This window comes from Clostridium sp. AM27-28, from assembly GCF_003480955.1.
GTDB lineage: Bacteria > Bacillota > Clostridia > Lachnospirales > Lachnospiraceae > Otoolea > Otoolea fessa.
This window is the reverse complement of sequence record NZ_QUJT01000004.1, coordinates 63,373-88,944: the sequence shown is the minus strand read 5'-3', so window position 1 is coordinate 88,944 and position 25,572 is coordinate 63,373. Positions and strand designations below refer to the sequence as shown.

Sequence of the window (25,572 nt, the reverse complement as noted above, 5' to 3'; positions counted from 1 at the left end):
TCTTTTTTCTTTCATTTCTTTTTATCTTTCATTCAACCAGCTGCCAGCTCCTGGGACAATTCCACCCCAAGCCAAATTTGTCCATCTTTGGCAGGTTGGTTTGCTACACCTATGAAAGTACGCGCTTTATCTATCGTGCGTATATTCCTACTTCGTCTTACGCTTCCGTTTTCTCCGCCTCTTCCTGCTCTTTCACACGCGCAAATACCATATCATATCCGTCGCTTCCGTAATTTAAAGAACGGTTGACACGGCTGATCGTCGCTGTCGATGCGCCGGTCTTGTCCGCGATCTCCAGATATGTCTTCTTCTCGCGCAGCATCTTCGCTACTTCATATCTCTGGGAAAATGATAAAAGTTCATTAACTGTGCATACATCCTCGAAAAAGCTATAGCATTCGTCGGTATTTTTCAGTGTCAGAATCGCCTGGAACAGATGATCCACAGCTTCGGTTTTCAGTTTTTTATTCATAATGCAAGGCACCCCTTTTTAATATGTACTCCGAAAATATATTCATTTTTCCGTTTTTCTTATATTAACATATTAAAGTTTTAAAGTCTAGTATCTTGCCTATTTTTATGAATATTTTATTTTTCATCTGTTCACGCAATATACATTTATGCGAATCTGCCAAATCTTCTACAGCATAAACTTCTCCACCACATGAGCCACACCGTCGTCGTTGTTGGAATAGGTAATAAAGTCTGCAGCTTTCCGCACCGGAAGCACCGCATTCTCCATCGCTACACCTAATCCGGCATACTGAATCATCGTGAGGTCGTTGTAGCCGTCCCCACAGGCAATCATCTGCTCACGCGAAAGCCCGATGTGAGAAAGAAGGCGCTCTAACGACTGTGCTTTATCGATGCCCCTCGGAAGCACCTCCAGGAAAAACGGCTCCGAACGGTAAACGCTGAAATTCTTCCCCATCGCCGCCTTGACGCGCGGCTCGACCATCGCCAGGTAGTCTCCATCCTCCATCATCAGGTATTTCGGTACCGGATACGTGATCGCAGCTTCCATGTCGTCCACCTGTACTAACTCCATGCCGTTGATCCGCGCTTCCAACTTTGCATAGGGACTGTCACTCTGGTTCGTCAGAAGCTTTGCCCCCGCCTCATCGTAACTCAAAAGCCCCACCTGTTCCTCCTCGGCCAGGCGTATAATCTTCTGATTCGCCTCCTGCGGCAGGGAACGGCTGAATATGATCTCGCCGGTTTTGCAGTTCGTGATCCTGCCTCCATTAAACGACAGAATATAACTGCCGTATTTTGCCAGCTCCAGCTCTCTCGCAAGCGGCAGCACTCCCGGCGTCGGACGCCCGGACGCCAGTACAATCTTCTTTCCGCGCTCCTGAAGCTCCATCAGACGCTGCTTCGTCTTTGGCGTAATCACCTTATCTCTGTTTGTTAAGGTTCCGTCCAGATCCAGGACGATAATCTCATAACTATGTTTTTCGGTCATATTTACTCCACATTCAAATCATACATACTATTTTGTCAATTAGCAACATGCCACATTACTTAATGCAATCCCTTCTTAATTTCTCAAATGGTTAACTCATATACTTCCGTTACTTTTGCCATTGCTTCCTGTATCCCCTCTATGAAAGATTTTTTTGCAATGCATCAATTAATTCCTCTACAACAATTGGCTTGGATAGAAATCCATTCATACCGTATTCCAGCGCTTCCTTCCTGTCTTCATCAAAAGCATTGGCAGTCATGGCAAGAATAGTGATTCCCGCCTGTGCCGGATCATCCAGGGCACGAATCCGCTTTGTGGCCTCATACCCGTTCATGACAGGCATCTGCACATCCATCAACACAAGATCATAACCGCCTGGTTTTGATTTTTTTACTTTCTCTACTGCCTCTGCTCCATTTTCGGCAGTATCAACCAGAAAGCCATATTCATTCAGGAGCTCCACCGCAATTTCACGGTTCAGTTCATTGTCTTCCACAAGCAATATACATCTGCCCTTGAAATCTGAACCTGCTGCCGGGAGAATATTATCCTCTTGCTCAGCCTGCCTCTGACCGATAGCTATCATCAAGGTCTCTCTGATATCTGACATAAACATAGGTTTCGAACAGAATGCTGTAACCCCTGCCGCTCTGGCCTCCACTTCGATATCCGACCAGTCATAAGCCGTCAGGATAATGATTGGTGTATGGTCACCCAGACTGCGGATCTGGCGGGTCACTTCAATCCCGTTCATATCCGGCAGACGCCAGTCAATGATATACGCATGGAATGCATCCCCCAGTTCCATAGACTGCCGCGCCCGGAGAACAGCCTCCTTACCGGAAAGAGTCCATTCTGAACGCATTCCAACCTTGACAAGCATCTTTGTCACACTGTCACAGGTATTAAAATCATCATCTACCACCAATGCCTTAAGACCTTCCAGCTCTACGATCTTCTCTATGCGGTGATGCTCAGTCTGAATCCGAAATGGCAGACGGACAATAAATTCGGTACCTTTGCCCTGTTCTGTCTGAACCTCAATGGTTCCACCCATCATATTTACAATGTTCTTGGTGATCGCCATGCCAAGTCCTGTACCCTGAGTCTTGCTGACCGTGGAAGTCCGTTCCCTCTCAAAAGGAGAAAAGAGCTTCTGTACAAATTCCGGGCTCATACCGATTCCGTTATCCTTTACCCGGATCTCATACAGTTCACTGCCTTTTACTGTTCCCGGGAACTGCTTTAACCGGACAGAAACGGTTCCACCTGCAGGCGTAAACTTAATGGCATTGGACAAAAGATTCAACAGCATCTGATTCAGACGCGTCTTATCACAATAGACGTACTCATTCGTCACATCCATTGCATCCATATAAAGCTCCAGCTGCTTCGCATGAATCTGCCCACTGACGATGGTCTTCAGATCATGAAGCACTTCCGACAGGCTCACCTCTATTTCTTCCAGATGAATCTTTCCACTCTCGATACGGCTCATATCCAATATATCATTGATCAGGGAGAGCAGATGGTTACTGGACGAAAGGATCTTGCTTAGATAATCCCTGACTTTTTTCTGATTGTCAATGTTGCTTACAGCCAATGTTGTAAGGCCAATAATTGCATTCATGGGTGTCCGGATATCGTGGGACATATTGGAAAGGAACGTACTCTTTGCACGATTGGCAGTCTCCGCAGCACGGACTGCCTCAGAAAGTGCCTGATTCATTTTCCGGTCAGAGGTACGATCCGACATAACCAGAATAAATTTCTTTTTCCCGTTTACCTCACTGCCCATTGCAATATTATGAAACCAGCGTCGTTCTCCTGTTTTCAAATGAGCATATTCACAATCCCATTCCTTCTGTTCATTTACCTGAATTTCTTCCAGATAATTCGTTTCCGGATCTTGTGACTCTGTGAGATGCAGTTTTCCCAAAACACGAATATCTTTACGGATTTGTTCCACTGTAATACCCAGCAATTTTTCCGCATTCGGGCTGACATAATCTGCCTGTTGTCTTTTTGCATCCAGCATCAGAAAAACATCATTTACATTCATTGACAGCTTTTGAAACAATTCGTCCCGGTACAGGATCTCCGTATCCTTTTTCCTAAGATTTCTCCTGTTTTTTTGCACAATAAGGCTAATTAAAAAGGCGGCAGCACAGAGCACAACTGCACCTACAAGAAGAATCGTACTATACTGCAGACTGTTCATACTGGCATTCACAATATCCACCTGAACAAGTCCCAGAAACATCCAGTCCTGAATATCTGATTTTTCATAGACCAGATAGTAGCTTCTTCCATCAAGCTTTACCATTCCCGCATCGCTACGCCCTTCTTTAAACTTTTCCGAAAGCTCATTGATCTCTCTTTCAGGCATCTCCGAATGCTCTCTCAGAACGGCGAAGAAATTATACACTCTCCCCCACGACTCGGAAGAATGATCCACCACAACACGACCATCCTGATGAACCACATAACTCTGGGCATTTCCGTCGAAAGCAGAGATGTCCAGTACATTTACGATATCAGAATTCTCATAGGCAATGGCAATCGCATCATATTCAAATCCCTGATAGCTTCCATAGACCTTGGAAGTTGCAAAAACAAGCAGCTGGGCTTTTCCAGGAACTGCTGCATTTGTTATCACATCACTTCCCTGCCGGAGCTCCTCTTCCATATTCCCCTGTAATCCAAGATACCCTGTTTCACCTGTTACCTTCTTATAGTTTCCGTCAGCTGACAGAAAAAAGAATTCTAAAAATCCGGCATCTTCCTGTGCTTTCTCTATATATTCACGAATTTTGTCTTCATTAGAGATGTTCTGCAGATTCTCTCCCCAGATATGAAGATAGGTCAGATTCTTGTCTGTCAGTTCCCGCAGCATATTATCAGACTGATGAAAAATCTCTGTCAGATGAGACACACTTTCCTCATATACCGTTTTCGACACAAATTCAAAATATCGGAAAACCGTCAATACGATTCCAAGAAAAACAGCTATAACGACAGCTGCCTTGAATTGTTTGCTATTGACAAGCTTCTTTTTGTCTGTATTATGATTCTTAATATCCATTTTTCTCACCTCAGAGCCATATAGTCTTCATGCTCTGCAAGAACGGCATCACCATCTGAAATATATCCTATCCAGGTATCCTTCACAGAAGTATCTCTTATATCAAACACAATATTATCATCTACCGGATAATTCTCCATGTATTTAGGTGTCGTCAGGCAGGTTACCGTGAACATCTCTTTGTCCTGAACTTTCTTTCCATCCTTCGTAACTCTGTTCAATGTATAACCATTATCCGTTTCCCGGAGCTCCACAGAAATACCACTGAACACAGGGAGAGAACCTCGGTTAAAGGGAATAAAGCCTCCCTCATAGCCTTCCACAAAATTTCTGACAGTCTCCTTCAGTTCCGCCCCACTCATCTTACTGCTGTAAGCTGAAAGACCATTGGGCATGATCATGTCACCCGCCATTTTTTCTGTGTAACCGGCTTTCAGCACGTTTCCAGTAAAGCTGTTTCCAGTGGTGATCAGCACATCCGTATCATAAATGCCGCGCAGAGTGTTTGCCATAACCGAATAAGCCGCATTACCTCCACTGGTATGGAAACGATTGGAATATGATTTCTGTGAATCTAACAGGATATCCTCAGAGATAGTCTGCTCATTCAAAAGCTGGGTGTTAAAGGACTGATAAGCCTGCTCTGCATCGTATTCTCCTGCAATCATCTTAGATACCACATCCTTGGAAACAGCGAAAAAATCATTTGACGCAATACGGATATACATATGATTTTCTTCAATCACAGGTTTCACATCTTTCAGATATTCTGTAAGATGGATATCCACATCCTGGCTGTAGCTTAAGAGATCCTGACCATCATAAAGGATCTGTTTCTGTGCATTCTCAGAAAGCATCGTGTTCAATACCTTCATGGCTTTCTGCCGTCGTGTTTCATCCTGTGCCAGGTCACGGTTTAAAGCCACCTGAAAATAGGGTGTAGTCATCAGCCATTTTTCGCCGTTTTCTTGAAAGAATGGCAGAAATATTGTTTGAATGCCCTGATCCTGAAACATTTTTACACCGGAAGAGCTTCCAAAGTACATGGCAAGCTTCCCATTTTGATACATTTCTACTATATCATCATAATTCAAATCCAGATCGTCCTGACTCAGACCGATATCCCGGATGAACTGTTCCATACGTTCAAAAGCCGCCGGCCAGACGGTGCTGTCCAGACCTTCTCTCTTTGTATTATCCGGGTCACTGTAGGTCGTCCGCCACTTGCGTCCGTCTACAGAAGACAACTCTGATGCTGACAGCCCCTGCAGTGTCTCCATACAGGTATAATCATAAAAATAGTCTGCAGTAAACCCACGGATTCCCTCATCGTCAAATGCCTGACAGGCAGAGACGAAGCTGTCATAATCGGTTGGCAGCGGAATATCGTACTCTTCAAAAAGATCCTTGTTCACTACAAAGCCATGGGCATCTGCGCACACTGGAAGCCAGTTTACGCTGCCATCCTCATTCCTAAAATTGTTTAGATATGTATCATAGACAGCACCAGCCGCATTGGTTGTAGAAAGATCCATCAGACTATCTTTCAGAGGACTTGCATCATGCAGTGAAAAACGACAGCAGGTTATAATATCCGGCAATCCTTCATTTTCATCCAGAAATCTGTAAAAATCCAGATCATTATTTCCTACTACAAATTCAACATTGATATCCGGAAGCTGCTTCTGAATATAGGGTGCGTATTTTTCATACAGTTTTGTACTCCATAAATACACCGTGATGGTTTCTGCATCTTCTTTTTCTGCACTCTTCCCGCCACAGCCTGACAAAAGAGATATAGCAGTCACCATCACCAGAAGCACAGCAAGTAACTTATTTCTATTTTTCTTTTTCATTACGAATCCCCCTAAAACTGCGTTCCTCTAGTTCATAAATTACCTTTACCAGTAATTTTTCATCAACAGGCTTAGAAATATGTTCATCCATCCCTGCTTCTTTTGCTTTTATTCTGTCCTCCGCGAACGCATTTGCTGTCATTGCAATGATCGGTATCACCTTAGCATCTTTTCTATCCATGGAACGAATCGTCTTTGCTGCTTCATAACCATTCATAACCGGCATCATGATATCCATAAGAATCGCATCAAATTCACCGGGTTCACTTTTTTTGAATCGTTCAACGGCTTCCTGCCCATTCCATGCCTTAGTCACGACAGCACCTTCATTCTGAAGCACAAATTCAGCAATTTCCATGTTCAGCTCATTATCTTCTGCCAGAAGAATATGCAGTCCCTTTATAGATTTTCCATCTGATACATCTTTCTTTTCTTCCCGTTTATCCGAATTCAGATCGATTTTAAATGGAATCCGGATCACAAAGGTAGTCCCTGCACCGTTTTCACTTTCAAAGGTAATGGTTCCACCCATTGTCTCAATCAACTTCTTTGCAATCGGCATTCCCAGGCCTGTTCCGGCAAATTTTGTACGGCTTCCTGCATGTTCCTGGGCAAACGGTTCAAAAATATGTTTCTGAAACTCATCTGTCATTCCGATTCCGGTATCCCGGCAGACAAATTCTATCGTTGTCATCTCTGGCTGTCCGGATGGAATCTCCCGGCAGCTAATATAGATATGTCCGTTTTTTCTGTTATATTTCACCGCATTCGACAGTATATTCATCATCACACGTTTCACATATCCTGGACTTCCAATAAACTTCCGATGTGTGATTTCTTTCTTCTCCCACACGATCCGGATATTCTGTTCTGCCGCCATCTGCTCGATCACAACAAGTACTTCCCTGGAAATACGGCTCAGATCAAACGGAATTTCTTCCAAAATCACTTCGCCCGACTCCAGCTTACTCATATCCAGGACATCGTTTACCAGTTCCAGCAACAAATTGGATGCCTCTTTCACCTTTGTTCTGTATTCTGTCTGTTTCTCCATATCATCTGCACAATGATCTGCCATATTGACCAAACCGCAGATTCCATTAATCGGAGTCCGGATATCATGGCTCATCCGCTGAAGAAACTCTGTTTTTGCCCGATTAGCGGCTTCCGCCTTTTTTGCAGCTATCAGAAGTTCTGCTTTATATTTTTCATCCTTTTCCCGTTCTTGTTTCTCATGTTCCAGATTGGTTCTGGAGATACAGAACCAAAATATACCAACTATCAAAGCATATAGAAAAATGACACCAGTCACACTTAATGGAAGGTTATGAAACACTTCCGCATCCGGAAGATATGCATAAATATAATAATCCCTCTGCTTCAGCATGATTCCGTAGCATCCGGTTCCTTCATTCTTCAAATGAAAAATATGCTGGCTGTCTGTATGGCTTTTCATTGCCTGAACAACCTCATTGTCGGCCGTATTCTGCCCCAACAGGCTCTCATCGTTACTGGCAACAACGAGCCCATCGTCTGCAACAATAATTGTTCCATCTTTCTGGACACTATAGCCATTTAAAAGCCCCTGTATTGTCAAAGTATAGTTTCTGGTAAATTCAGGAGATGTGTAATAGTAAATTGCCACAATACCCGGTGCGTCTTTTCTGGCGCAGGCTGCAATGTCGATCCGGGACCCGTCTTCCCTGGCAAGCCGTTCCGAATAGCTTCTTTCTTCATATCCGGCAAAATCCATGATAATTTCTTTTTGCAGATACTTCGTAATCTCATCCGTCAGTGACTCGTTCATGCTGTACTCACAGACCGTCTTTCCTTCTGCATCAAGTACAAGGATACCATCCACCCAGAGTGTCTGCAGATTATCCTTCAGAAACTCCCGGCTTAACTGACCGCCGTTTTCTGTTTCCATGTTAATATTGGTACTCATCTGTCTGGCACTTTCAATGGCACGGAGGAGACTTTTGGATTCCGAAGATTCATTATAATGGGTGTAGGTGGAGCACTGCACTTTCACATAGTTTACGATCTCTACCATTCTTTCTTCTGCTTCCGCTTTTTCCGCGTGGAAGAAATAAAACAGAGAGACTACAGCCACACAGATTCCAAGCAAAATACCAATTATTTTAATCTGGTTTTCCTTCGTTCTTCCCTTAATATCCAAGATTATCCACCTCCAGATACTTCTCCGGATCATCCAGATATTTTTCAATGATTTTCAGGGATGTGCCATCCTGACGCATTTCCTCCAGAATCTGATCCATCCGTTCACAGATTCCCCGCTCATCCTCTTTTGCAAAAGCAACCCCTATTCCGGTGATCATCAGCGGTTCTTCCAGGATACGAAAGCTTATGCCATCATCCTTCATATACTGGACAATCGATTCCTCATGTGCGGCAACTGCATCTACATATCCTTTCCCCAGAAATGTATAGATCAGTTCCCGGTGTCCCAGGCTGATCAGATTTCCCAGTTTTGGGATTCTCTCATCCGTCCGGTTCAGAAAGATGCCCTCCGGTTTGGTTGTGGACTGGACAGCCAGATTCTTTCCCTCCAGGTCACTCAGTTTATAGATGTCACTGCTCTCATTTACAGCAACCACCTGACGGCTTGCTATGTACGGTCCGGCCCAGCGGTAATCATCCAGGCGCCCTTCCATGGAAAAACAGCCCATGATGCAATCTATCTCTCCACTCTCCACCAGCTCTTTCTTCTTCTCCCAGTTAATCTGGACAACATTCACCTGATAGCCCATTCTTCTGAAAGCTTCTGTAGCCAGTTCTACATCGATTCCCGTCGGCACACCATCTTCATTCAGATAATTGTATGGTGGATAGTTGTCGCTTCCGAGTGTGATGACGGGTTTTCCCGTTTCTTTTTTATTCTCATCTGTATTTTTGCACCCTGCCAGGGTGACTGCTAAGATTCCAACAAGCAGAATACCTGCGATCACTCTTTTTCCTTTCATTTTCCTTCCATCCCTGTTATTCTTTTCTACTTTTTTCACATCTGATTTCCGGCTATTTATTACGATTCAGTGGCCTGCGCTTCGGTGCCCCCGCACATAAGACTTAATTTTCTAATATGATCAAAAAAAGCTCCATGTAAAAAATTTACAGGAACTTTATCTATAATACCCACTTAACTCTTACCTTATATTCTTACACTTTTGATTATAGCATTCAAAATATACCATGTCCATAAAAATTGCCATCATCCATGTTTTTTTTCATAAACAGCCGCCGGTTATTTATATAAAAGAACCCCCTTACTTTCGTAAGGGAGTCCTCATTTACTCATCTATTCAAGGATATTTCCTTAAAATTATTTCTCAGCGATTGCAGCCTGTGCAGCAGCCAGACGAGCGATCGGCACACGGAACGGTGAGCAGGATACATAGTCAAGACCAATCTTGTGGCAGAACTCTACGGAAGACGGGTCGCCGCCGTGCTCGCCGCAGATACCTACATGAAGGGTCGGGCGCTCTGCTTTACCTAACTTAATCGCCATCTCCATCAGCTTGCCTACGCCGGTCTGATCCAGTTTTGCGAATGGATCGTTCTCGAAGATCTTCTTGTCGTAGTAAGCGTTCAGGAACTTGCCTGCATCATCACGGGAGAAGCCGTAGGTCATCTGAGTTAAGTCGTTTGTACCGAAGCAGAAGAATTCAGCCTCTTTTGCGATGTCGTCAGCGGTCAGAGCTGCACGCGGGATCTCGATCATGGTACCTACTTCGTACTTCAGATCAACGCCTGCTGCTGCGATCTCCTCGTCAGCGGTCTTCACAACGATATCTTTTACATATTTTAACTCTTTCGCATCGCAAGCGAGCGGAATCATGATCTCCGGTTTTACGGACCAGTCAGCGTGAGCTTTCTGTACGTTGATAGCTGCACGGATAACTGCCTTGGTCTGCATAACAGCGATCTCCGGATAGGTAACTGCCAGACGAAGTCCACGGTGACCCATCATCGGGTTAAACTCATGCAGGGAAGCAATCAGGTTCTTGATGAACTCTACAGATTTGCCCTGAGCGTCAGCCAGTTTCTTGATGTCCTCTTCCTCAGTCGGAACGAACTCATGCAGCGGCGGATCCAGGAAACGGATAGTTACCGGGTTGCCCTCCAGAGCCTCGAACAGACCTTCGAAGTCGCCCTGCTGATACGGAAGGATCTTATCCAGAGCTGCTTCTCTCTCTTCTACAGTGTCAGCACAGATCATCTCACGGAAAGCAGCGATTCTGTCTTCCTCGAAGAACATATGCTCAGTACGGCAAAGACCGATACCTTCTGCGCCAAGCTCTCTAGCTTTCTTCGCATCTGCCGGTGTATCAGCGTTGGTACGAACTTTCAGTCTTCTGAACTTGTCAGCCCATGCCATAACGCGGCCGAATGTACCAGCGATGGTAGCGTCTACGGTCTTGATCTCGCCCTCGTAAATATTACCGGTTGTACCATCAATGGAGATGAAGTCTCCCTCATTGAACTCTTTACCAGCTAATGTGAATTTCTTATTTTCTTCATCCATAGCGATGTCGCCGCATCCGGATACACAGCAGGTACCCATACCACGGGCAACTACGGCTGCGTGAGAGGTCATACCACCACGAACGGTTAAGATACCCTGAGCAACCTTCATACCGGTAATGTCTTCCGGAGAGGTCTCAAGACGAACTAAGACAACCTTCTCGCCCTTTTCAGCCCATTTCTCAGCATCCTCTGCAGTGAATACAACTTTACCGCAAGCAGCACCCGGAGAAGCACCTAAGCCTTTTCCAAGCGGAGTAGCTGCCTTTAATGCAGCAGCGTCAAACTGCGGATGCAGCAGTGTATCGAGGTTACGCGGGTCGATCATAGCGACTGCTTCTTCCTCTGTCTTATGTCCTTCATCTACCAGGTCGCAAGCGATCTGCAGAGCTGCCTGAGCAGTTCTCTTACCGTTACGGCACTGTAACATATAAAGTTTACGGTTCTCTACAGTAAACTCCATATCCTGCATATCATGGTAGTGGTTCTCAAGCACATCGCAAACCTTGATGAAATCTGCATATGCCTCCGGGAACTCCTGCTCCATCTGAGCGATCGGCATCGGAGTACGAACACCAGCAACTACGTCCTCGCCCTGTGCGTTCTTTAAGAACTCGCCCATCAGCTTCTTCTCGCCGGTTGCCGGGTCACGGGTAAATGCAACACCTGTACCGGACTCATCGTTTAAGTTACCGAATACCATCGGCATTACGTTTACTGCAGTACCCCAGGAATACGGAATATCATTATCTCTTCTGTATACGTTCGCACGTGGGTTGTCCCAGGAACGGAATACAGCTTCGATTGCTAATTTTAACTGAACAACCGGGTCAGACGGGAAGTCCTCACCTAACTGTTTTTTGTACTCAGCCTTGAACTGCTCAGCCAGAGTCTTTAAGTCAGCAGCAGTCAGTTCGATATCGTACTGAACACCCTTCTCTTCTTTCATCTTGTCGATGAGCTGCTCGAAGTATTTCTTACCAACTTCCATAACGACATCCGAGAACATCTGGATGAAACGTCTGTAGGAGTCATATACAAATCGCTCAAATTTCGGGTCCGGGTTGCCTGCGATCATCGCTGCAACTACCTCGTCATTTAAACCAAGGTTTAAGATGGTATCCATCATACCTGGCATGGATGCTCTCGCACCGGAACGAACCGATACTAACAGTGGGTTCTTCAGATCGCCAAATTTCTTTCCATTGAGCTCTTCCATCTTCTTAACGCCTTCCATGGTCTGTGCCATGATCTCGTCGTTAATCTTGCGACCATCTTCGTAATACTGGGTACAAGCCTCAGTTGTGATTGTAAATCCCTGTGGAACCGGCAGACCGATGCTTGTCATCTCCGCCAGGTTCGCTCCCTTTCCTCCCAGCAGGTTACGCATGGTCATGTCGCCCTCGCTAAACATATAAACCCATTTTGCCATAAGTATTTTCCTCCTATACTCGTTTATGTTTTACATTCACATATTTGTATTTATGTGAAAGATAAAAGCCATCGTGAATATTATAACATAAACTGCGGTCTAGTAAAGAGTTTTTTTGAATTATTTCCAACTTTTTTTCGATCAATATATATTTTTTTGTAATTTTCGCGAATATTAAATGAGATGACTATCCAGAACAGTGCCTAATCTTCCCCAAAATAAATTTCGTTCTTTGCAAAATGCCAAAAATGTCACAAGCCCTCTCTAACACAAAAAGCAGAAACCATCTCCTGTTTTCTGGAATATGGTTTCTGCTTTTTTGTTTATTTAAAGATTAGAAACGGAACTTATCCTCAAAGTAGTTCTTTAACTCGGCGATCGGCACACGTACCTGCTCCATAGTATCACGGTCACGTACAGTTACAGCCTGATCAGTCTCGGATTCGAAGTCATAGGTGATGCAGAACGGAGTACCGATCTCATCCTGACGGCGGTAACGCTTACCAATGTTTCCTCTGTCATCGAACTCGCAGTTGTAGTACTTGGAAAGCTCTGCGTAGATCTTCTCTGCTCCCTCGTTAAGCTTCTTGGACAGCGGAAGCACACCGATCTTAACCGGTGCAATCGCCGGATGGAAGTGAAGAACGGTTCTCACATCGCCCTCGCCGATCTCCTCCTCATCGTAAGCTGCACACAGGAATGCCAGCGTCACACGATCAGCACCCAGGGACGGTTCAATCACGTACGGGATGTATTTCTCCTTCTTCTCATCGTCAAAGTAGGTCATATCCTGACCGGAGGTGTTCTGATGCTGGGTCAGATCGTAATCGGTACGGTCTGCGATACCCCACAGCTCGCCCCATCCGAACGGGAACAGAAATTCCAGATCGGTCGTCGCCTTGCTGTAGAAGCAAAGCTCTTCCGGAGAATGGTCGCGCGCGCGCATCTCATCCGGCTTGATGCCAAGTGTCTGCAGCCAGTCGATGCAGTGCTGTTTCCAGTATGCAAACCACTCAAGGTCGGTTCCCGGTTCACAGAAGAACTCCAGCTCCATCTGCTCGAACTCTCTGGTACGGAAAGTAAAGTTACCCGGTGTGATCTCGTTACGGAAAGATTTACCGATCTGACCGATACCAAACGGGATCTTCTTGCGGGAGGTTCTCTGTACGTTCTTGAAGTTTACAAAGATACCCTGTGCAGTCTCCGGACGCAGATATACGGTGTTTTTTGCATCCTCGGTAACTCCCTGGAAAGTCTTGAACATCAGGTTAAACTGACGAATGTCGGTGAAATCATGCTTGCCGCAGCTCGGACAGCAGATGTTATTGTCATCAATGTACTGTTTCATCTGCTCCTGGGACCAGCCGTCTACGGAACCCTCGATCTCGATGTTGTGCTCTGCCATATAATCCTCGATGAGCTTATCTGCACGGAAACGCTCTTTACAGCTCTTGCAGTCCATCAGCGGGTCAGAGAAGCCGCCCAGATGTCCAGATGCCACCCATGTCTGGGAGTTCATGAGAATCGCACAGTCTACACCTACGTTGTACGGGCTTTCCTGAATAAATTTCTGCCACCATGCACGTTTTACATTGTTTTTCAGTTCTACGCCCAGATTGCCGTAGTCCCATGTATTGGCAAGGCCGCCGTAAATCTCAGAACCCGGATATACAAATCCTCTTGATTTTGCGAGCGCCACGATTTTGTCCATCGTCTTTTCCATTTGTCTTGTCCTCCTGATTCATTTATCATTGTACCCGTCCCCGCCTCTTCTTTCGATATCTGGCAGATGGACGAATTTAACAATCATTCTGTTTTTTATCTTTTAAAAATCACATAAGCCGTGCCTGTTCCCGGCAGACTGACGGTTGAATCGTCTTTTAACTCGGTATTCGAACTGCGGTAAAGCACTTTTCCGCCGACCATCAGCGTCGCACCGCCCTCGCTCCGGACTGCCATGCCGCTTTTTTCATTCTGAACCGTATCCGTTCCGGCTTCGCTTCCATCTGCCTTTACCAGCTCACCCTCGGAAAACCATCCATCGGCAATCGCCTCCGAAAGCGGCTTTGCCTCCAGCGCCGTCAGGGAGTTGCTGGTGTCCTCGTTGTCATTCGTCTCTCCGAATGCTTTCAGATCTTCAAAGGAAGCATAATCAAAGATCGCAGTCACCGTGTCTTTTCCCGCTTTCACACTTTTCAATGCTGCCGGCAATCTCTCGGCATTTTTCTGGTTCTGTGCCAACGCCCCGGCGCCTTTTTCTTCATTAAAATGAATCACTGCCGTCTCTAAATACTGCTTTAATTCATTCTCATCGACCGAAATACCGCCGGTCTGCTCCACCAGAGCACTCGACAGCGCCCCGTCTTTTGCCACATATACGCAGCTCTCCGAAGGGGAAAAGGCGGTTTCCCGTGAGCCACAGCCGGACAGCATCACACCCACGGTACACGCTGCCAGAAGAAATCCTCTTTTTTTCATTGCTCTTCCTCCCAAGCGCAAAAATGCTCCTACAACCAAGTTTTTATAGTATACCTGCTTTTCTATGTATTTTCAAGACTTGGACCTGAAAAAACGCATACTCGCACTTCCGTTTCCAGAGATACCTGCCTTTCAACCGTAAATCCTGCTTTTTGTCAGCGTCCCCCATTCAGGGTCTTCCAGATATCCGGACGGTACCTCCGCAGCACGCGCGCCGCCTGATAACAGAGTGTCACTGCAAGCAGCGGCATACACACATACATAAACATCGAAACCAGCTGGCTGCCCGGAAATATCAGCGCCGCCGCCTTATTGAGGAAACGGACCACCACAAAGTGCGTCGCATAGATAAAAAAGGTGCAGGTCATAAACGGTCTGACTTCTCCCAGCCAGCGCTCGTTTACCATCATCCAGATACCGATGACTGCCAGAAGCTGGTAGAGAACGATTCCCGGCACAAAATAGTGGGTATAATAGCTCCTGCTGAGCACGATTCCCACTGCCAGCAGGCACACCCCCAGTGCCGCCCGCTTCCACGACCATACCGCCTCCGCCCATTTTCTCCCGTGCAGCGCCGCATAGGCGGCAAAGGAATAATAAATCAGGGCGTCCAGATTCAGCTCCGGCAGCGCCACTCCCTTGAAAAGTGCCACAAGTAGCACCAGCAGAAATGCCGCGCCGGTCCAGATATTTTTCAGAAACAGATACAGCACCGGTGCCAGCAGCACCAGCAGAATGATCTGATACATGAACCAGAACACCGGATTGAAGGTATACTTGGTGATCGCCTGCCATGCGCCCGACGGCGTGATCACCAGATCCGTCCGGTTGGCGATCGTCTGCAGTCCCGGAATCCGGCTCGCCGCCACATACGCCACGTAGTAGATAGTATTCCAGAGCAGGTACGGAACCAGAAGCGAATGCAGACGTTTATTTAATTTTTCTCCCAGCCGCTTCATCGTGAAGTTCCGGTAGAACAGGTAGGCAGACAGCATGATAAAGCATGGGATGTCCACCCGCAAAATTTCCTGCATGACCGGGTACTGGAAATGCCACCACGGTGCGTCCTGCCCCAGTTCCGGGAAAAACAGATCCGCGTTGCCGGAATGCGTCCAGATGACCATGAGGCAGCAGATGAAATTGAACCAGGCGATTTTCTGGTGGAATTTGGCTTCTGGCATATAAACAGCTCCTCCCTGGATAGTTGTATGTTATGTAATCGTCTGCAATATTTCCAATGAGTGAAAACTTTTATCTACATATGCCCTCTTATTCCGCTCCACATTCGCCGCAAATTGTGCAAATGCATCTTCTTTCAGAAGAAATGTATACAACTTCTCGATCGGCGCGTAGATGACGTACTGCCAGGCGTAGCGTGCGGAGTCTCCGGCGCGCAGGGGTGGATCTTCGGTGTATTCGCCGTTGATGACCATGATTTTTAATTCGAAGATGCGCTGTACAAGTTTGTTGGGGAGTGCGGGTTTTAGGAGGGCGCGGAAGGACTGGTAGAGTAATCGCAGCATTTCTCTTGCCTCCAGACCTTCTCTTCCGAAGTATTCGGCGAATTCAGCAAAATAGGAGGCGTAGCAGGCGCATTCAACGTCCTGTTCAAGTCCTTCGAAATAGTTTTCGATCTCCGCGCCATAGAGATTGTAGGCATCCCGCGTCTCAGAAAGTGTGAAGGTTCCAAATGCGAAAGGCCGGCTTGCCGCACGCAGCAAACTTCCAGTGCGCTTCGCCCCGCGGGCAAATGCCGTGATTTTTCCGCGGTCTCCCGTCAGGAGAATCAGACGTTTATCAAATTCACCGACCGGGGCTGCATAAAGCACCATTCCGGTTGTCTGTATCAAATCTCGCATGCAGCCCTTCCTTCCCTCACTTAAATTTCTTTCGGGTTATATCCGTAATTCTTCATATACATATCGCTGTCTCTCCACTCCCGGCGCACTTTGACCCAGAGTTTCAGGTTGACCTTCGTGTCCATCAGATTTTCAATTTCCATCCGGGCAGCGGTTCCGATACGTTTTAACATCGATCCGCCTTTTCCGATGATGATGCCCTTGTGGGAATCGCGCTCGCACACGATCGTTGCATCCACGTCGATGATGCCGTTTGGGCGCTCTTTCATCTGGTCGATGACAACTGCAATGCCGTGCGGGATCTCGTCGTCCAGCATCCGAAGCGCTTTCTCGCGGATCAGCTCCGCTGCGATCTGGCGCATCGGCTGGTCGGTGACGGTATCCTCATCGTAAAACTGCGGACCTGCCGGGAGATATTTAAAAATACTGCTCTTGACATCCTCGATATTCATCTCTTTGAGAGCCGAAACCGGGATAATCTCCGCAAAATTCAAAATATCCTTATATGCCGCGATAAAGGTCAGAATCTCTTCCTTCGATTTGACCGTATCAATTTTATTAATAACCAGAATGACCGGCGTCTTGATCTTCGAAAGCTGCTCTGCAATGTGACGCTCGCCTGCCCCGATGAAGGTGGTCGGCTCTACCAGCCAGAGAATCACGTCAACCTCTTTTAACGTATTCTCTGCGACATTGACCATGTACTCGCCCAGCTTGTTTTTCGCCTTGTGGATACCCGGTGTGTCCAGAAAAATGATCTGTCCGCGCTCGTCTGTGTAAACCGTCTGGATACGGTTCCGGGTCGTCTGCGGCTTCTCAGATGTGATCGCGATCTTCTGTCCGATCAGGTGGTTCATCAGCGTGGATTTGCCGACATTCGGACGCCCGATCAGGGTCACAAAGCCAGATTTAAACTCTTTTGTATCTGTATTTGCCATCTTGTTTCCTTTCACTTACATTTTATTTAGTTAAACAGATTTTTCACCGTCTTAAACAGATCCTGATTTGCCTTGACTTTTTCTGCATTTCCAATCGCACAGATGCTCTGCTCACTGAGCACTGCCCTGATAATCGGCGCCAGCTCCCGGATATCCTCCGGAGTAACTGCCAGGATCTCGTCTCTCTCTTTCTGGATCATCGCATCCGTCACGCCGGTAAACCAGGCCGCGTCGGCGCGAATGCCTTTGTACGGCGACAGAAGCGGCGCATCAAGGTCGCTGATGGTTCCAATCACGAATTTCGTCATATCACGCTCGTCTGCCTCAAACTGCTCCAGATACGGCACGATACCCTCGTAAACCTCATTCGTCTCACGCAGGTTCGGATCGCGGTAGGAAACGAAATAGCTGTCGCCAAACCGTCCGGCTCCATTCATGACGCCGTAAGCGCCGCCCTTGACACGGACATTGATCCACAGATAATCATATCCGAGAATGACTTTCAGCGTCCGCAGCGTGCCCTTGTATGCCAGCCCTTTCTCCACGAAATTGCCGCAGCGCGCCAGATAATTGACCTGGGAGGAGGTCATGAAGCCCTCGTTTAAGTTCTCTTTTTTCCACTCAAACGGATAAACGGTTCCGTCTCCCTGTGGAAGACGTTCTTTTAAAAGCGGAAGCGCTGCTTCAAGCCCTGCCTGATCGTCGGCTGCTGCCGTGTAGCTTATCAGCATATTTTCTTTTGTAAACAGGCGTGCCGCCGTCTCTTTTAATTTCGCGATCACCTCGCCCTTTTTCTCCTCAAAGTGCTTTGCCGTCTCTTCAAGGAACTGGTAGAAGCCGATTCCGCCCGTGCAGTCGTCAAATGCCGATTCTGCTGAAAAATAGGAGCTGGCTCTCATCACTGCCGCTGAATGTGCCGCCTGATTTAAACGCATCTGGCTCTTCGACTTCGTCTCCGCCACAATCTCGCCGAGACGTTTCTCATCATCAAGGATTGAATCAAGCAGAATCTCCGCGATCGCTGAAAATCCAAAGTCCAGCTTCTCGCACAGCACCCGGGCACTCGCGGTAAAAATACCGGTAAACGCGCCCTGTTTCCGGCTGTCCGCATAGGAGCTGACGCTGAGCGTGATACCGCCGGTATTTAAGTTGATCTCATCCGACAAATCGCTGTATGTGTGTTTCGTCGTATCGACAAATCCAAGCACTGCTTTCAAAAGTCCCACATACGGCAGATCCCTGGATGGTACACGGTCGGTACGGAACATCACGCGCAGATAACCGATGCCTGAGGTAAAGAGCTCATGTGCCAGCACCTTGGTTCCGCCAATCTCGCGCTCGGTCAGGATAAATTTCTCCGCCTCTTTGCGGATATCTGAGCGTTTCAACAGCGGAATCTTCTCTAAATCTTCCTTCGGGGACGGGGTGTCCTGATACTCTTTCAGCTCTTTCGTGCCATCCACGATCGCCTGAATCTCCTCCGCGCCCAGGCTCTTCTTATATGCTTCCAGCTTTTCACGCAGCTTCTCATCCTCGATCGCCGTCAGTCCCCGCTTCGGGCTGACCGTGATCACCGCCTCAAACGGGTTATCTAAGAGATATTTGCGGATCAGTTCTTCAAAATATCCTTCCTTTGCTGCTTTTTTGAGGAATGCAAATGTCTCCTCATATTCCAGGTGCATCAGCGGATCGCCGCCGTACAGCCAGCTATCTAAGCACTGCAAGCCGTACATCAATCCTTTTGGCGCGTTGCCGAAATCTGCCTCGCGGCTGCGGAATTCATAGTAGTTGATGCCCGCCAGCAGGCTCTTCTGGTTGATGCCATCATCTGCCAGCTTCTTAAGCGTTGCCTTGACAGTCTTTAAAAATGCCTCTTTCTGGCTGCTATCCGCATTTTTCGCAATGACAGAAAAATATGGCTGTAAAATACCATTTTCATAGCTTCCCAGGATATCCTGGCCAATCCCGGCGTTGATGAGTTCTTTCTTTAAAACGGCGCCCGGCGCATCCAAAAGCACATACTCCAGGATCTGAAATGCCATGTAGAGAATCGGGTCGAGATCGTCGCCCACCACCGTATTAACCGACAGGTAGGTTGCGTGATCCTCCGGCTCATCCTCAGTGATCGGATAGAAGATCTCACGGTCTTTCGGCGCGTCAAACGGCTTCTGGTAGTGAATTTCAGAATCCACCGGCTGACGGTCATAGTGGCTTAAATACTCACGATCCAGCCAGTCCAGCTTCTCTGCCATATCCATATTTCCGTACAGATAGATAAAGCTGTTGGACGGATGGTAGAATTTGCGGTGGAAATTCAGGAAATCCTCATAGGTCAGCTCCGGGATAACCTCCGGGGCGCCGCCGGACTCATGCGTATAGCAGGTATCCGGGTAAAGCGTGTTCTGCGTGTAGCGGTCAAGCACGCCCTCCGGGGAGGAAAATGCACCCTTCATCTCATTGTAAACGACACCGTTTACCGTGATCGGGCTGTCCGCCGACTCCATCTCGTAATGCCAGCCCTCCTGGCGGAAAATCTTCTCTTCTTTATAGATATTCGGATGCAGAACCGCGTCCATATAGACGTCCATCAGGTTCTGGAAATCCTTGTCGTTGCAGCTTGCAACCGGGTATACCGTCTTATCCGGGTAGGTCATCGCGTTTAAGAAGGTATTTAATGAGCCCTTCACCAGCTCTACAAACGGATCCTTGACTGGAAATTTCGCCGAACCGCACAAAACGCTGTGCTCCATGATATGCGGCACACCCGTGCTGTCAGATGGCGGGGTACGGAATCCGATGCAGAACACCTTATTCTCATCGTCATTCGAGAGCAGGAACACTCTCGCTCCCGTCTTCTTATGTTCCAGAAGAATCCCATCAGAATTCAGCTCTTTTACGTGTTTTTCATTCACGATCTGATAGCTCTTCAAATCTTTTACTGTCATGCTGCCTTTCCTTTCTCTGAAACGATTCCACAGCGCATACAGACATCTGTTGAATCGTTACTGTTCACGCATACGTGAACAGTAACGTTGAATCGCACCTTTTTTTCTTCTTTTTTTACAGTCTTCCCATAAATTTGTCTTTTAGTACGGCAAATGCCTCCCGCAGCCACAGGTGCACCGCCAGCACCGGGTCGCACGCAGCTGCCACGCCGACCGGCTCGATCTCCTGTCTGCGCGCGATCGCCTCCGCCCGGAACACATGGTAATTGCTTGTCAGAATCCCGATCCGGATGGTATCGCCGTCCGGGCGCTCACGGTAAAACTCCATCAGGTGTGCCCGCGCCGCCTGCGCCTTGTTGTATTCCTGCCGGTCGATCACCGTCCGGCTGAACTCGATGTTCTGCACCGTGTCGGAGGACTGGTCTTCAATCAGCAGCTTATCCTCCGGAATCCCGTTGTACTGTAAATATTCGTACATCGCCCGCGCCTCGCTGATCTCCTCGCCCGGACCTTTTCCGCCGGAAAGCACCAGAACCGTGTTCGGATATTCCTCCGAATACTCGATCGCCCGATCCAGACGCTGCTTTAGGGAATTGCTGATCTTGGTGCCGCGCACACGTGCTCCCAGCACGATCACATAGTCCGCCGGCTGTCCCGTCGCCGTAATGGCGCTCCAGCCGATCAAAACCTCCGTGATCACCAGAATCAGAAATCCCGCCGCACATACTGTCCCGACGGAAACGCCGATCCACACGGGGATTCTGCCCTCATGCTGGCTACCAAACCACCATCCAGCCGCCAGAAGTCCCAAAAAGATCGCCAAGCAGGGCCAGATCAAGGCAAACGAAGTCGAAACACCTGAATAAATAACAATTATGATATAATATAACAGGCACAGGACCGCCGTTCCTCCTAAAAACCAAACCATCTGTCATCCTCCTGATGTCCATCCAGCCGCACCTTTACAAATCCAGCGCTTCGTCCTCACGCCGCAGGATATCCTGCGGCTTTGCCATACCGCCTAAGTCTACCCAGAGCTGCTGCTTCGGGTGCGGTGCGCTCTCCTGCGCGGTTCCATCCTCAGTAAAGATGCCTTTCACTTCCACACGCAGGTTACGTCCGTCCGGCTTCATGATCTCGATCGTCTCTCCCACGCTGAATTTATTCTTCTGCTCCAGATGAACCAGGCCATCCCCGCGCACAGCGCCGACCGTTCCCAGATAGGTGTACGGTTTTACATAAGTATTGCTTCCGTATACCTGCGACTCGGTACCCGGTTTATGGAAATAAAATCCGGTGATGTATTCCCGGTGGGTACATTTGCGGATCTCACTCTTATACCACTCCATCTTGGACTGGTATTTTTCCGGGCTTTCCAGATAATCGTCGATTGCGATTCGGTAGGTTCTCGCCACGGTTGCCACATAGAGTGCTGTCTTCATGCGTCCCTCGATCTTGAAGCTGTCGATTCCTGCTTCGACCATCTCCGGAATGTGCTCAATCATGCACAGGTCGCGGGAGTTGAAAATATAGCTGCCGCGCTCATTTTCATAGACCGGCATCCACTCGCCCGGTCTTGTCTCCTCCGCCACCGCATATTTCCAGCGGCACGGATGAGTACAGGCGCCCTGGTTCGCGTCGCGCCCCGTCAGAAAATTGCTGAGAAGACATCGTCCTGAATAGGAAATGCACATCGCTCCGTGGATGAAGCTCTCGATCTCCATATCCTCCGGAATATGTTCGCGGATCTCGCGAATCTCCTTCAAGGACAGCTCCCGCGCCGTTACCACGCGCTTCGCGCCCTGTTTATACCAGAAAAGGAACGTCCCGTAGTTTGTATTATTTGCCTGTGTGCTGATATGGATCTCCATCTCCGGGAGAATGCGTCTGGCAATCTCAAAAACACCCGGATCGGAAATGATCAGCGCATCCGGCTTGATTTCTTTCAGTTCTGTGAAATATTCTTCCACACCGGCTAAATCATCATTATGTGCAAAAATATTTGCTGTAATATATACTTTGACGCCGCGCTCATGGGCGAACGCAATGCCCTCTTTGATCTCTTCGTTCGTAAAATTCTTCGCCTTTGCCCGCAGACCAAACGCCTCGCCGCCCAGATAGACCGCATCGGCTCCGTAAAGGACCGCCGTCTTGAGGACGTCCAGGCTGCCCGCCGGGATTAAAAGTTCCAGTTTTCTCATGTTTTTCCTTTCTTTTATCGCTTTACACTTAACGCCACGCCATCCCCGATCGGAATGACAGACGTCTCAAATTCTTTCATGTGTGTCAGTTCATATAAATAATCGCGCATCCGCGTGTGGATCGTCCGGTTGCGGCGCTCGACCGCATAGCGGGATTCCACGATATCGCCGTCCTGTAAGACATTGTCCGACAGAAGAACGCCGCCGGACGGCAGCAGACGCAAAATCTGAGGCAGCCAGTGCATATACTGCCCCTTAGCCGCATCCATAAATATAAAATCATAAGGGCCGGAAAGCGTCCCCAGTATCTCTTCCGCATCGCCTTCCAGTAAAGTAATGCACGGCTCTTTTCCTGCCCTTTCAAAATTGCGCTTGGCAATCGGTATTCTTTTTTCGTACTTCTCAATCGTCGTGATCCGGCAGTTTTCCGGCATCACACGGCTCATCAGTAAAGCCGAATAGCCCACAGCCGTTCCTACCTCCAGAATCGACTGCGGGCGCTTGAGAGCAATCAGTGTTTTCAGAAATGCGGAGGTCTCCCTGCGGATGATCGGCACGCAGTCAGCCAGCGCTTCTTCCTCTATCGAGTCGAGCAGCGGTCCGTTGCCCGCGTCCAACGACTGGATATAGGCGGTAATTCTGTCATTTACTATCACTTTTATCCTCCTCCGGGCTGGCGGCAGAAGCTGCCGCCTCATCCATCTCCTTCAGCATCTCCAGAGAAGTCTGGGCGGTGCTGAACTGATAGGTTCCCGGATATATCTTGTATTCATAAATCTTTGCCTGCAGCACAAAGACCACGCGGCTCCTAATCAAACCGACGCGTTCCAGCGCCTCGCCTGCCTCGGAGGTGCTTTCGCTTTCCTCGATGGTAACCGTTCTCATTCTTCCCGGCTCTGCCTCAACTGCGGTCGGGTTAAATATCTCATGCCCCAGCCAGTAACCCTTCGTTGCGCCCTCATAGAGCAGAAACAGTGTCAGTACCAGAAAAACGATCCGGAACACACTGTCCAGAATTGATACTGCGATATGGGGTTCCCCAGATGTCCGGCTCATATTCCACCTCCGTGCTGCTTTTGCAGTCTTCTACACTTCCATGATGATCGGAAGAATCATCGGATTTCTCTTCATCTTCTTCCATAGGAAATCACTCAGGCTGTCGCGGATAATGTTCTTGATCTTGCCCCAGTCGCTCACGTGCTTCTCAAGACAGCCTTGTACGGCTTCATCCACGATTCTCTGTGCCTCTTCCATCAGATCCTCGGACTCACGCACATAGACGAAACCTCGGGACACGATATCCGGTCCCGCTAAGAGCTGGTTGCTGTATTTCTCCAACGTCAGTACCACAATAATGATACCATTCTGTGCCAGGTTCTGGCGGTCGCGCAGAACGATATTTCCGACATCACCGATGCCCAGACCATCGACCAGGATGCCGCCCGCCTGTACATGGTCGGCAACACGGTAGCCTTCGTCCCCGATCTCGATCACATCACCTGAGCGCATCAGGATGACATTTTCCTTCGGAATGCCCATTGAAATTGCCAGGTTGCGCTGCGCCATCAGGTGGCGGTACTCACCGTGTACCGGAATCGAGAATTTCGGACGAACTAAGGAGTACATCAGCTTGATCTCCTCCTGGCAGGCATGTCCGGATACGTGGGTATCCTGGTTGATAACCTCCGCGCCCTTCATCGACAGCTCGTTGATAACTCTTGCAACGGCTTTCTCATTGCCCGGAATCGGGGTGGAACTTAAAATAACCACGTCACCCGGCATGATCGAAACCTTCTTGTGCAGGTCTGCCGCCATACGGGACAGGGCCGCCAGAGACTCGCCCTGGCTGCCGGTCGTGATAAGGACGGTATCCTCTTTCTTATAATTTTTCAGATGTTCAATGTCGATCAGTGTATTTTCCGGAATATTAATGTATCCAAGTTCGCTCGCCGTGCCGATGACATTGACCATGCTTCGGCCCTCGACCACTACCTTACGTCCATAGTGGTATGCCGTATTGATGATCTGCTGGACACGGTCTACGTTGGAAGCAAACGTCGCAACGATGATCCGGTTGTTCTTGTGCTCTGCAAAAATCGAATCAAAGGTCTTGCCGACGGTGCGCTCCGACATCGTAAATCCCGGACGGATCGCGTTGGTACTGTCACACATCAGCGCCAGCACGCCTTTCTTTCCAAGCTCGGCAAAACGCTGCAGATCCGCCGGTTCACCGAATACCGGTGTGTAATCGATCTTGAAGTCGCCGGTGTGGACGATAATGCCAGCCGGGGAGAAAATCGCAAGCGCCGATGCATCTGCGATACTGTGGTTCGTCTTGATAAACTCAATCCGAAAACATCCGAGATTGATGGACTGTCCGTGCTTTACGACCTTGCGGCGGACGGTCTTCATCATATTATGCTCTTTTAATTTATTCTCAATCAGTCCGATCGTCAGTTTGGTGCCGTATACCGGTGCCGGAACATCGCGGAGTACATACGGCAGCGCGCCGATATGGTCCTCATGTCCGTGCGTGATCACAAAGCCCTTGACTTTGTCAATGTTGTTCTTTAAATAGGATACATCCGGGATAACCAGATCGATTCCCAGCATATCGTCGCTCGGGAATGCCATACCGCAGTCTACTATAATAATGCTGTCTTCATATTCGAAGGCAGTCATATTCATACCGATCTGTTCCAGACCACCGAGCGGTATGATCTTTACCTTATTATGATTTGTTTCCTTTTTCAATCAATGCACCTCCA

At 48.1% G+C, this 25,572-nt stretch carries 18 protein-coding genes; all 18 read right to left on the bottom strand.

Annotated features, from left to right (window positions below):
• Window positions 1–157: 157 nt before the first annotated feature.
• Window positions 158–472, bottom strand: a complete 315-nt coding sequence (locus tag DW720_RS06125) for a YerC/YecD family TrpR-related protein (protein ID WP_022359748.1) — start codon at window positions 470–472, stop codon at window positions 158–160.
• A 168-nt stretch (window positions 473–640) separates the two neighbouring features.
• On the bottom strand, window positions 641–1,465 hold the full coding sequence (locus DW720_RS06120; RefSeq protein WP_107001580.1) for a Cof-type HAD-IIB family hydrolase: 825 nt from the start codon (window positions 1,463–1,465) through the stop codon (window positions 641–643).
• 139 nt (window positions 1,466–1,604) lie between these two features.
• A complete protein-coding gene (locus DW720_RS06115) occupies window positions 1,605–4,553 on the bottom strand; it encodes a response regulator (protein ID WP_118749374.1) in 2,949 nt (982 codons plus the stop codon).
• Window positions 4,554–4,558: 5 nt separating this feature from the next.
• The gene (locus DW720_RS06110; RefSeq protein WP_118749373.1) at window positions 4,559–6,409 is read right to left on the bottom strand and encodes an ABC transporter substrate-binding protein; all 1,851 of its coding nucleotides are present in this window, start codon (window positions 6,407–6,409) and stop codon (window positions 4,559–4,561) included.
• Window positions 6,393–8,588 carry an ATP-binding protein gene (locus DW720_RS06105; RefSeq protein ID WP_347560704.1) on the bottom strand — a complete coding sequence of 732 codons (2,196 nt, stop codon included), beginning with the start codon at window positions 8,586–8,588 and terminating at the stop codon, window positions 6,393–6,395. Before DW720_RS06105 ends, DW720_RS06110 begins: the two co-directional genes overlap by 17 nt.
• Window positions 8,578–9,393 carry an ABC transporter substrate-binding protein gene (locus DW720_RS06100; RefSeq protein WP_118653180.1) on the bottom strand — a complete coding sequence of 272 codons (816 nt, stop codon included), beginning with the start codon at window positions 9,391–9,393 and terminating at the stop codon, window positions 8,578–8,580. Before DW720_RS06100 ends, DW720_RS06105 begins: the two co-directional genes overlap by 11 nt.
• A 356-nt stretch (window positions 9,394–9,749) precedes the next feature.
• On the bottom strand, window positions 9,750–12,383 hold the full coding sequence (gene ppdK / locus DW720_RS06095) for a pyruvate, phosphate dikinase (protein WP_118749372.1): 2,634 nt from the start codon (window positions 12,381–12,383) through the stop codon (window positions 9,750–9,752).
• 334 nt (window positions 12,384–12,717) lie between these two features.
• Window positions 12,718–14,106 (bottom strand): glycine--tRNA ligase, encoded by a 1,389-nt coding sequence (locus DW720_RS06090; RefSeq protein WP_107001585.1) that lies wholly within the window; start codon window positions 14,104–14,106, stop codon window positions 12,718–12,720.
• Between the two features lie 95 nt (window positions 14,107–14,201).
• Window positions 14,202–14,861: a hypothetical protein gene (locus tag DW720_RS06085; protein WP_118749371.1), complete on the bottom strand. Its 660-nt coding sequence runs from the start codon at window positions 14,859–14,861 to the stop codon at window positions 14,202–14,204.
• A gap of 155 nt (window positions 14,862–15,016) precedes the next feature.
• On the bottom strand, window positions 15,017–16,042 hold the full coding sequence (locus tag DW720_RS06080; RefSeq protein WP_118749370.1) for an acyltransferase: 1,026 nt from the start codon (window positions 16,040–16,042) through the stop codon (window positions 15,017–15,019).
• A gap of 30 nt (window positions 16,043–16,072) precedes the next feature.
• On the bottom strand, window positions 16,073–16,720 hold the full coding sequence (gene recO, locus DW720_RS06075) for a DNA repair protein RecO (protein ID WP_022359740.1): 648 nt from the start codon (window positions 16,718–16,720) through the stop codon (window positions 16,073–16,075).
• Between the two features lie 20 nt (window positions 16,721–16,740).
• Window positions 16,741–17,658, bottom strand: coding sequence for a GTPase Era (gene era / locus DW720_RS06070; protein WP_022359739.1), 918 nt, complete (start codon window positions 17,656–17,658; stop codon window positions 16,741–16,743).
• Window positions 17,659–17,684: 26 nt separating this feature from the next.
• A complete protein-coding gene (locus tag DW720_RS06065; RefSeq protein ID WP_118749369.1) occupies window positions 17,685–20,603 on the bottom strand; it encodes an insulinase family protein in 2,919 nt (972 codons plus the stop codon).
• A gap of 115 nt (window positions 20,604–20,718) precedes the next feature.
• Entirely contained in the window at window positions 20,719–21,531 is an 813-nt protein-coding gene (locus DW720_RS06060; protein WP_107001589.1) for a YdcF family protein, read from the bottom strand.
• A 34-nt stretch (window positions 21,532–21,565) separates the two neighbouring features.
• Window positions 21,566–22,804 carry a U32 family peptidase gene (locus DW720_RS06055; RefSeq protein WP_118467416.1) on the bottom strand — a complete coding sequence of 413 codons (1,239 nt, stop codon included), beginning with the start codon at window positions 22,802–22,804 and terminating at the stop codon, window positions 21,566–21,568.
• A 14-nt stretch (window positions 22,805–22,818) separates the two neighbouring features.
• A complete protein-coding gene (locus tag DW720_RS06050) occupies window positions 22,819–23,460 on the bottom strand; it encodes an O-methyltransferase (protein ID WP_022359735.1) in 642 nt (213 codons plus the stop codon).
• Window positions 23,447–23,860, bottom strand: a complete 414-nt coding sequence (locus tag DW720_RS06045) for an aminodeoxychorismate lyase (RefSeq protein WP_117795094.1) — start codon at window positions 23,858–23,860, stop codon at window positions 23,447–23,449. The genes DW720_RS06050 and DW720_RS06045 overlap by 14 nt, the downstream gene beginning before the upstream one ends.
• A gap of 30 nt (window positions 23,861–23,890) precedes the next feature.
• Window positions 23,891–25,558 carry a ribonuclease J gene (locus tag DW720_RS06040; RefSeq protein ID WP_118749368.1) on the bottom strand — a complete coding sequence of 556 codons (1,668 nt, stop codon included), beginning with the start codon at window positions 25,556–25,558 and terminating at the stop codon, window positions 23,891–23,893.
• Between the last annotated feature and the right edge of the window lie 14 nt (window positions 25,559–25,572).

What these genes read in the sequence shown, in the direction of transcription:
- DW720_RS06125 (WP_022359748.1), bottom strand. Translation starts at nt 472, where the DNA reads ATGAATAAAAAACTGAAAACCGAAGCTGTGGATCATCTGTTCCAGGCG.
- DW720_RS06120 (WP_107001580.1), bottom strand. Translation starts at nt 1,465, where the DNA reads ATGACCGAAAAACATAGTTATGAGATTATCGTCCTGGATCTGGACGGA.
- DW720_RS06115 (WP_118749374.1), bottom strand. Translation starts at nt 4,553, where the DNA reads ATGGATATTAAGAATCATAATACAGACAAAAAGAAGCTTGTCAATAGC.
- DW720_RS06110 (WP_118749373.1), bottom strand. Translation starts at nt 6,409, where the DNA reads ATGAAAAAGAAAAATAGAAATAAGTTACTTGCTGTGCTTCTGGTGATG.
- DW720_RS06100 (WP_118653180.1), bottom strand. Translation starts at nt 9,393, where the DNA reads ATGAAAGGAAAAAGAGTGATCGCAGGTATTCTGCTTGTTGGAATCTTA.
- ppdK (WP_118749372.1), bottom strand. Translation starts at nt 12,383, where the DNA reads ATGGCAAAATGGGTTTATATGTTTAGCGAGGGCGACATGACCATGCGT.
- DW720_RS06090 (WP_107001585.1), bottom strand. Translation starts at nt 14,106, where the DNA reads ATGGAAAAGACGATGGACAAAATCGTGGCGCTCGCAAAATCAAGAGGA.
- DW720_RS06085 (WP_118749371.1), bottom strand. Translation starts at nt 14,861, where the DNA reads ATGAAAAAAAGAGGATTTCTTCTGGCAGCGTGTACCGTGGGTGTGATG.
- DW720_RS06080 (WP_118749370.1), bottom strand. Translation starts at nt 16,042, where the DNA reads ATGCCAGAAGCCAAATTCCACCAGAAAATCGCCTGGTTCAATTTCATC.
- recO (WP_022359740.1), bottom strand. Translation starts at nt 16,720, where the DNA reads ATGCGAGATTTGATACAGACAACCGGAATGGTGCTTTATGCAGCCCCG.
- era (WP_022359739.1), bottom strand. Translation starts at nt 17,658, where the DNA reads ATGGCAAATACAGATACAAAAGAGTTTAAATCTGGCTTTGTGACCCTG.
- DW720_RS06065 (WP_118749369.1), bottom strand. Translation starts at nt 20,603, where the DNA reads ATGACAGTAAAAGATTTGAAGAGCTATCAGATCGTGAATGAAAAACAC.
- DW720_RS06060 (WP_107001589.1), bottom strand. Translation starts at nt 21,531, where the DNA reads ATGGTTTGGTTTTTAGGAGGAACGGCGGTCCTGTGCCTGTTATATTAT.
- DW720_RS06055 (WP_118467416.1), bottom strand. Translation starts at nt 22,804, where the DNA reads ATGAGAAAACTGGAACTTTTAATCCCGGCGGGCAGCCTGGACGTCCTC.
- DW720_RS06045 (WP_117795094.1), bottom strand. Translation starts at nt 23,860, where the DNA reads ATGAGCCGGACATCTGGGGAACCCCATATCGCAGTATCAATTCTGGAC.